General features: G+C 69.0%; 5 protein-coding genes. All 5 read left to right on the top strand.

What is annotated here, in order from left to right; all coding sequences use genetic code 11:
- The first annotated feature begins 127 nt into the window (after nucleotides 1–127).
- The 5 genes from dusB to ntrX all read left to right on the top strand — a co-directional run bounded on the left by dusB (nucleotide 128) and on the right by ntrX (nucleotide 7,358).
- Nucleotides 128–1,105, top strand: a complete 978-nt coding sequence (gene dusB, locus FOY91_RS12200) for a tRNA dihydrouridine synthase DusB (RefSeq protein WP_145152126.1) — start codon at nucleotides 128–130, stop codon at nucleotides 1,103–1,105.
- Nucleotides 1,081–2,184: a two-component system sensor histidine kinase NtrB gene (locus tag FOY91_RS12195; protein WP_145152119.1), complete on the top strand. Its 1,104-nt coding sequence runs from the start codon at nucleotides 1,081–1,083 to the stop codon at nucleotides 2,182–2,184. Before dusB ends, FOY91_RS12195 begins: the two co-directional genes overlap by 25 nt.
- A 10-nt stretch (nucleotides 2,185–2,194) precedes the next feature.
- A complete protein-coding gene (ntrC, locus tag FOY91_RS12190; RefSeq protein WP_145152116.1) occupies nucleotides 2,195–3,643 on the top strand; it encodes a nitrogen regulation protein NR(I) in 1,449 nt (482 codons plus the stop codon).
- Between the two features lie 64 nt (nucleotides 3,644–3,707).
- Nucleotides 3,708–5,966, top strand: coding sequence for a sensor histidine kinase (locus FOY91_RS12185; protein WP_145152112.1), 2,259 nt, complete (start codon nucleotides 3,708–3,710; stop codon nucleotides 5,964–5,966).
- 3 nt (nucleotides 5,967–5,969) lie between these two features.
- Entirely contained in the window at nucleotides 5,970–7,358 is a 1,389-nt protein-coding gene (ntrX, locus tag FOY91_RS12180; protein ID WP_145152109.1) for a nitrogen assimilation response regulator NtrX, read from the top strand.
- Nucleotides 7,359–7,638: the final 280 nt, after the last annotated feature.

The raw sequence follows: 7,638 nt of genomic DNA, 5'->3' as shown, positions 1-7,638 counted from the left end.
GGGGAGGCGGGCATGGCCGCGCCCTAGCCGAGCCGAGCCTTGCCCGCCAGCGCCTTTGGCGCTAGGGGTTTTGCCGTATTTTTAGGCACGTCAGCGGCAGGTCAGGCAAGTGCGTCTCTCTCCCATCATGGTCGGTCCGGTGCGTATCGAGACGCCGGTGATCCTCGCGCCGATGACCGGCGTGACCGACATGCCGTTCCGCAAGGTGGTGAAACGCTACGGCTCCGGCCTGAACGTCACCGAGATGATCGCCAGCCAGGCGATGATCCGCGAGACGCGCCAGTCGCTCCAGAAGGCGGCGTGGGATGCGGTGGAGGAGCCGATCTCGATGCAGCTCGCCGGTTGCGCCCCGCGCGAGATGGCCGAGGCGGCCAAGCTCAATCAGGATCGCGGCGCCGCCATCATCGACATCAACATGGGCTGCCCGGTGCGCAAGGTGGTGAACGGCGATGCCGGCTCGGCGCTGATGCGCGATCTGACGCTGGCCGCCTCGATCATCGACGCCACGGTGAAGGCGGTTGACGTACCCGTCACGCTCAAGATGCGGATGGGCTGGTGCCACGACAGCCTGAACGCGCCGGAGCTGGCGCGGATCGCCGAGGATCTGGGGGTGAAGCTCATCACCGTCCACGGCCGCACCCGCAACCAGATGTACAAGGGCAGCGCCGACTGGGCCTTCATCCGCCAGGTCAAGGACGCCGTTCGCCTGCCGGTGATCGCCAATGGCGATATCTGCTCGATCGAGGATGCCGACGCGGCGCTCGACCAGTCGGGCGCGGATGGCGTGATGATCGGGCGCGGGGCGTATGGCCGACCGTGGCTGCTGGGGCAGGTGATGCGCTGGCTGCAGACCGGGGAGCGCCGCGTCGACCCCTCGCTGGACGAGCAATACGCCATGATTACCGAGCATTACCGGATGATGCTCGACCATTATGGTGAGATGACCGGCGTGAACATGGCCCGCAAGCATATCGGCTGGTACACCAAGGGAATCCCGGGGTCGGCCGAGTTCCGCAACCGCGTGAACCAGGAGCCTGACTCCAACGTGGTGCTGTCGATGCTGGAAGAGTTCTACGGTCCGTGGCTCTCCCGCGCGGCGGCCTGATCCGCTTCGGCCGGCGCGCGCAGCCGGCGACCGGAGAACCGGGCGCGGCCGAACTGCTCGCCGCGCTGCCCGTCGCCATGCTCGCGATCGATCCGCAGGGCCGCATCACCGACGCCAACATCGCCGCCGAAACGCTGTTGAACCTCGCTTATGCCGGTATCGTCGGCCGCCCGCTGGAGGCGCTGATCGGTCGCGCGGCGGAGGTTCTGGCGAGTGAGGCGCCGTGCGCGGCCTATGATATCGAACTGGCGCTGCCCGATGGCCGCCGCCAGCGTGTTGACCTGATGGCGGCGCCGCTGCCCGAGCGGGCGGACTGGAAGGTCGTGACGATCCATCTCCACGTCCCCGCGCATCTGGTGGCGCGCGCGGGCAACCGGGCCGGCGGCGGGCTGACGGCGGTGGGGGCGGCGGCGATGCTGGCGCATGAGATCAAGAACCCGCTCTCCGGCATCCGGGGGGCGGCGCAACTGCTCGAAACGACGGTGGACGAGGGATCGCGCGACCTCACCCGGCTGATCCGCGACGAGGTGGACCGGGTGGCGGCGCTGATCGACCGGATGGAGGGCTTCACCGACACCCGCCCGCTCACGCTGTCGCCGCAGAACATCCACGCCGTGCTGGGCCGCGCGCGCGAGGTGGCGTTGCAGGGCTTCGCGCGCGGGCGGGCGATCCGCGAGGCCTATGATCCGTCGCTGCCAGCGGTGCTGGGGCATCACGATTCGCTGATCCAGATCCTCATCAACCTGATGAAGAACGCCGCCGAGGCGAGCGGCGGGGCGATCACGCTGCGCACCGCCTATCGCCATGGCGTGTCGCTGCGCGGCGCGCCGGGCGACAGCCGCCGGCCGCTGCCGATCGAGGTGTGCGTGATCGACGAGGGGCCGGGCGCGCCCGCCGGGATCGCCGACCATCTGTTCGATCCGTTCGTCACCTCCAAGCGCAGCGGCGGCGGGCTGGGGCTGGCGCTGGTCGACAAGCTCGTCGCCGATCATGGCGGCATCGTGGAATATGCGCGCGAGGGCACGCCGCCACGTACGGTGTTCCGTTTGCTGTTGCCGCGTGCCAGTACGCCCGCATGAAGACCAGGCCATGAGTGGCGCACGCATTCTCGTCGTCGACGACGACGCCGCCATTCGCACGGTGGTGCGCGAGGCGCTGCGGCGTGCCGGTTATCAGGTGGAGGTCGCCGCCTCCGTCGCGGAGCAACGCGCGGTGATGCGCCGCTTCGTGCCGCAGGTGCTGGTGACGGACGTGGTGCTGCCCGATGGCAACGGGCTCGACCTGGTGCCGGAGATGCTGCGTGCCCACCCGGACATGCCGGTGATCGTGCTGTCCGCGCAGAACACGCTCGCCACCGCCGTCCGCGCGACGGAGCAGGGTGCCTTCGACTATCTGCCCAAGCCGTTCGACCTGGGCGAGCTGACCCGCGCCGTCGCCGATGCGCTGGCCGCGACCGGCGGCACGGCCGGGGCGGTGCCGGACGGGCCGGCGGGGGACGGGCTGCCGCTGATCGGCCGCTCGCCCGCTATGCAGGAGGTGTATCGCACCATCGCGCGGGTGGTGGCGAACGACCTGACGGTGCTGGTGCTGGGCGAATCGGGGACCGGCAAGGAGCTGGTGGCGCGCGCGATCCACGATCTCGGCCCGCGTGCCAAGCGACCCTTCGTGGCGATCAACATGGCGGCGATCCCGCGCGAGCTGATCGAGAGCGAGCTGTTCGGCCACGAGCGCGGCGCCTTTACGGGGGCCGCCGCGCGCACCGCCGGCCGGTTCGAGCAGGCGCAGGGCGGTACGTTGTTCCTCGACGAGATCGGCGACATGCCGTTCGAGGCGCAGACCCGGCTGCTGCGAGTATTGCAGGAGGGGGAGTTTACCCCCGTGGGCAGCGCGCGCTCGATCCGCGCCGACGTGCGGATCATCGCCGCGACGCACAAGGACCTGCCCCGGCTGATCGCCGACCACGCCTTCCGCGAGGATCTGTATTACCGGCTCAACGTCGTGCCGGTGCGGCTGCCCTCGCTGCGCCAGCGGATCGAGGACATCGCCGAGCTGGCCCGCCATTTCCTCGACCGGGCGGCGGCCGAGGGGCTGCCGCGCAAGCTGCTCGACGGCGGCGCGATCGAGCGCTTGGCGGCGCACGGCTGGCCCGGCAATGTGCGGGAGCTGGAAAACCTGATGCGGCGGCTCGCGGCGCTGAGTCGTGAGGAAGTCATCACCGCCGGCGTGATCGAGCAGCAGCTGCACGGCGGCGGCGTGATCGAGGGCGGCCCGGCACTGGCCCCCTCCGGCGGGCTCGCCGACGCGATCGAGCTGCACCTGGCGCGCTACTTCGCCGCCTTCGGCCGCGACCTGCCGCCGGACGGGCTGTACGACCGCATCCTGGCCGAGGTGGAACGGCCGCTGTTGAAGCTGACCCTCGCAGCCGCACGGGGCAACCAGCTGAAGGCGGCGCGACTGCTCGGCATCAACCGCAACACCCTGCGCAAGAAGCTGACGGAGCGCGGGATCGACCCGGGCGACGTGCGGCGGATGGGCTGAACGACGCGACCGGCGTGCGCCGACTGTGATTGAACGGCAACGCGCTTGTGGTATGCAGGCAACGATGGAGTCCGCCTCCCAGTCGCGTTCCAAGGCCGTGCCACGCTGGCGGCGCAGCCTGAACATGCGTTTCCGCCGTCAGCTGATGCCGGTGGTCGAGGTGACGACACTGGTCGTTGCGGTTGCGATCATGGCGACGAGCTACTTCATCGTCACCGTCGGCGGATCGTCCGCCCGCCTGCTCACCCCGCCGATGGTCGCGCTGCTGCTGGTGGCCAATCTCGTGCCGTTGATGGGGCTGCTCGTGCTGGTCGCGCGCCGCGTGGCGAAGGGGCGGGCGGCGCGATCGGGGGTGGGGGGCAGCGCCCGGCTGCATGTACGGCTGGTCGCGCTGTTCTCGGTAATCGCCAGCGTGCCGACATTGCTGGTGGTGATCTTCGCCTCGCTCCTGTTCCAATATGGTGTCGAGTTCTGGTTCTCCGATCGCGCGCGCACTGTGCTGGAGAATGCGGACAGCGTGGCGCAGGCCTATGTCGAGGAAAACAAGCAGCGCATCGTCGCCGACGTCGTATCGATGGGTGGCGACGTGAACGGCTATTCGTCCACCTTCGGCATAGATTCGCCCCGCTTCGCCGAGGGGCTGGCGTGGCAGGTGGCGGCGCGCAATCTGGACGAGGCGGCGGTGATCGTGATCGGGCGGGACGGCAACCGCCGGCTGATCGCGGGCGCCAACCTCGACAAGCGCCCGCTGGAACTGCGCTTGCCCGCCGCCGCGATCGGCGAACTGCGCGACGGGCGCGCGCGGGTGGTGACGGACGCGGGCGACCGCATGGAAACGGTCGTGCGGCTCGATCCGCAGGCCGACGTGTTCCTCTACGCTTCGCGCCATGTCGATCCGTCCGTACTGTCCTCGGTCGCCCGCGCCCGCAGCGCGCTGGGCGATTACAAGAGCATGATCGAACGGTCGCGCATCCTCCAGTTGCGTTTTAACATCGCGCTGCTGGCGGTGTCGCTGCTGATCGTCGGCATCGCCATCATCGTGGCGTTCAAGGTGGCGGACCGGCTGGTGCGGCCCATGTCCGAACTGGTCGGCGCGGCCCGGCGGATCGCCGGCGGCGACCTGACCGCCCGTGTCGCCACGCCGCGCCTGCATGACGAGATCGGTACGCTGGCGACCGCCTTCAACCGCATGACCGGGCGGCTGGAGGAGCAGACCCGCGCGCTCGTCACCGCCAACGCGCAGGCCGACAGTCGCCGGGCGCTGACCGAGGCCGTGCTGTCCGGGGTCAGCGCCGGGGTGATCTCGATCGGGGAGGAGGGGCGCATCCGCCTGCTGAACCCCTCCGCCGCGGCATTGCTGAAGACGGGGAACGAGGATGCCGCCGGCCGCCTGCTGGCCGAGGTCGCGCCGGAACTGGCCGGGCTGCTTGGCGCCACCGATCGCGAGGCGGTGATCCAGCTTGCCACCGGTGGCGAGCAGCGCACGCTGGCGGTGAAGCTGGTGCGCACCGGCAGTGGCCATGTGCTGACCTTCGACGACATCACCCAGCAATTGCTCGACCAGCGTCGCGCCGCGTGGTCCGACGTGGCGCGGCGGATCGCGCACGAGATCAAGAACCCGCTCACTCCGATCCAGCTCGCGGCCGAGCGGTTGCAACGCCGCTACGGCCAGGAGGTCACGTCCGACCCCGCCACATTCGAGCGGCTGACCGGCACGATCGTGCGGCAGGTGGGCGATCTCAGGCGGATGGTGGACGAATTCTCCTCGTTCGCGCGCATGCCCAAGCCGGTGTTCCGTGACGAGGCGATCGTCGACATCGCGCGCGCCTCGCTGTTTCTGCACGAGGTGGCGCATCCCGCGATCGCCTTCCGCCTCGACGCGCCCGACCCCTCGCCGGAAATGGTGTGCGACCGGCGCCAGATCGGGCAGGCGCTGACGAACATCGTCAAGAACGCGGTCGAGGCGATCGAGGCCAAGCCAGACCCCACCGGCACCGTAGTGCTGACGATCGGCGCCGATGATGGCCGCCTCGTCATCACCGTATGCGACGATGGCATCGGCCTTCCCGCCGAGCGCGAGCGCATCACCGAACCCTATATGACCACGCGCGTGCGCGGCACGGGGCTCGGCCTCGCGATCGTCCGCAAGATCGTGGAGGAACATTTCGGCGCCATCACGTTCAATGACAGGCCGGGTGGCGGCACGGCGGTGCGGCTTTCGTTCGACACCGCCACGCTGGCGCCGCTGGCCGCCGAGAACGACGACACCACGGACGACGGCGACAGCCGGATGACCGGGCTTACCCGCATGAAGATTGGTTGAGACATGGCTCTGGACGTATTGGTCGTCGATGACGAACAGGACATTCGCGAATTGGTGGCGGGTGTGCTGGAGGACGAGGGCTATGCCGCCCGCACCGCCGCCGATGCGGATTCCGCGCTGGCCGCCTGCGCCGAGCGGCGCCCGTCTCTGGTGCTGCTCGACGTCTACCTCAAAGGCTCGCGGCTGGACGGGCTGGACCTGCTGGACGAGATCAAGCGGCGGGACCCGTCGCTGCCGGTGCTGGTGATCTCCGGCCACGGCAATATCGATACGGCGGTGGCGGCGATCCGGCGAGGCGCGGTGGATTTCATCGAAAAGCCGTTTCAGGCGGACCAGTTGCTGCTGCTGGTGGCGCGTGCGACCGAGACTGATCGCCTGCGCCGGGAGAACGCCTCGCTGAAGGCGCAGATCGGCCGTGAGGACGAACTGACCGGCTCGTCCGCCGGGATCAACAGCGTGCGCGCCACGCTGAAGCGCGTCGCCGCCACCGGCAGCCGGGTGCTCATCAGCGGTCCGGCGGGCGTCGGCAAGGAAGTGGCCGCGCGCCTGCTCCACATGTGGAGCCCGCGGATCAACGCGCCGTTCATCGTCGTCTCGGCTGCCCGGATGACGCCGGAGCGGGTGGAGGAGGAACTGTTCGGGCTGGAGGACGGGCAGGAGGTCGTTCGCCCCGGCCTGCTCGAACAGGCGCACGGCGGCACGCTGTTCCTCGACGAGATCGCCGACATGCCGCTGACCGCGCAGGCCAAGATCCTGCGCGTGCTGACGGACCAGAGCTTCAACCGCGTCGGCGGACAGCGGGTGGTGAAGGTGGACGTGCGCGTCGTCTCCGCCTCGTCGCGCGATCTGGCCGAGGAGATCGCCGGCGGGCGCTTCCGCGAGGATCTCTATTACCGCCTCAACGTGGTGCCGGTGCATCTGCCCGCGCTGACCGAGCGGCGTGAGGATATCCCCGCGCTGGTCGATCACTTCGTCGCCCGCTACGCCGCCGAGCGCCGCGTGCCGACGCCGGTGGTGTCGCCTGAGGCGGTGGCGGCGTTGCAGGCCTATGACTGGCCCGGCAATGTGCGGCAGGTCCGCAACGTCGTGGAGCGCACGATCATCCTTGCGCCGGGCGACCGGCTGGCGACGATCGACATCGACATGCTGCCGCCCGAGGTATTGAGCGATCAGACGCGGCTGAATCCGGGTGAGCACGCCAAGTCGATCATGGGCACGCCGCTGCGCGAGGCGCGCGAGACGTTCGAGCGCGAATATCTGCGCGTGCAGATCCGCCGATTCTCCGGCAACATCAGCCGCACCGCCACCTTCATCGGGATGGAGCGGTCGGCGCTGCATCGCAAGCTGAAGACGCTGGGGCTAGCTGATCCGAAGGAGGAGGGGGGGGAGTGATTGCTCTGCCATGATAATCTGTGACCGCACGCAGCCCCTTAAATCTGCCTTGATCTTGGCGGTGAGCGGCCTCGTGATCGGAGAAACGCTCCTCCTCGTCTCTGGCAGATGGATGCTGGTTGATGCTTCTGAAGGTCAAGAGGATAATGCCTACATCGGTGATGTCTATACTCAAGAAGCCACAGCTCGTTGGAGGGTAATCAACTGTACCTATTGGACCGGCCGTTCGTTACAGCGGATATCCGCCGGCGATCAGTATAGCGCGCCCGTTCGAGAGTGT

Origin of the sequence: Alterirhizorhabdus solaris (genome assembly GCF_007785815.1) — a bacterium.
In the GTDB taxonomy this organism is placed as follows: Bacteria; Pseudomonadota; Alphaproteobacteria; order Sphingomonadales; family Sphingomonadaceae; genus Alterirhizorhabdus; species Alterirhizorhabdus solaris.
The sequence above is the reverse complement of the archived record's forward strand: the minus strand, read 5'-3'. Positions and strand labels throughout refer to the sequence as shown.

What these genes read in the sequence shown, in the direction of transcription:
- dusB (WP_145152126.1), top strand. Translation starts at nt 128, where the DNA reads ATGGTCGGTCCGGTGCGTATCGAGACGCCGGTGATCCTCGCGCCGATG.
- ntrC (WP_145152116.1), top strand. Translation starts at nt 2,195, where the DNA reads ATGAGTGGCGCACGCATTCTCGTCGTCGACGACGACGCCGCCATTCGC.
- FOY91_RS12185 (WP_145152112.1), top strand. Translation starts at nt 3,708, where the DNA reads ATGGAGTCCGCCTCCCAGTCGCGTTCCAAGGCCGTGCCACGCTGGCGG.
- ntrX (WP_145152109.1), top strand. Translation starts at nt 5,970, where the DNA reads ATGGCTCTGGACGTATTGGTCGTCGATGACGAACAGGACATTCGCGAA.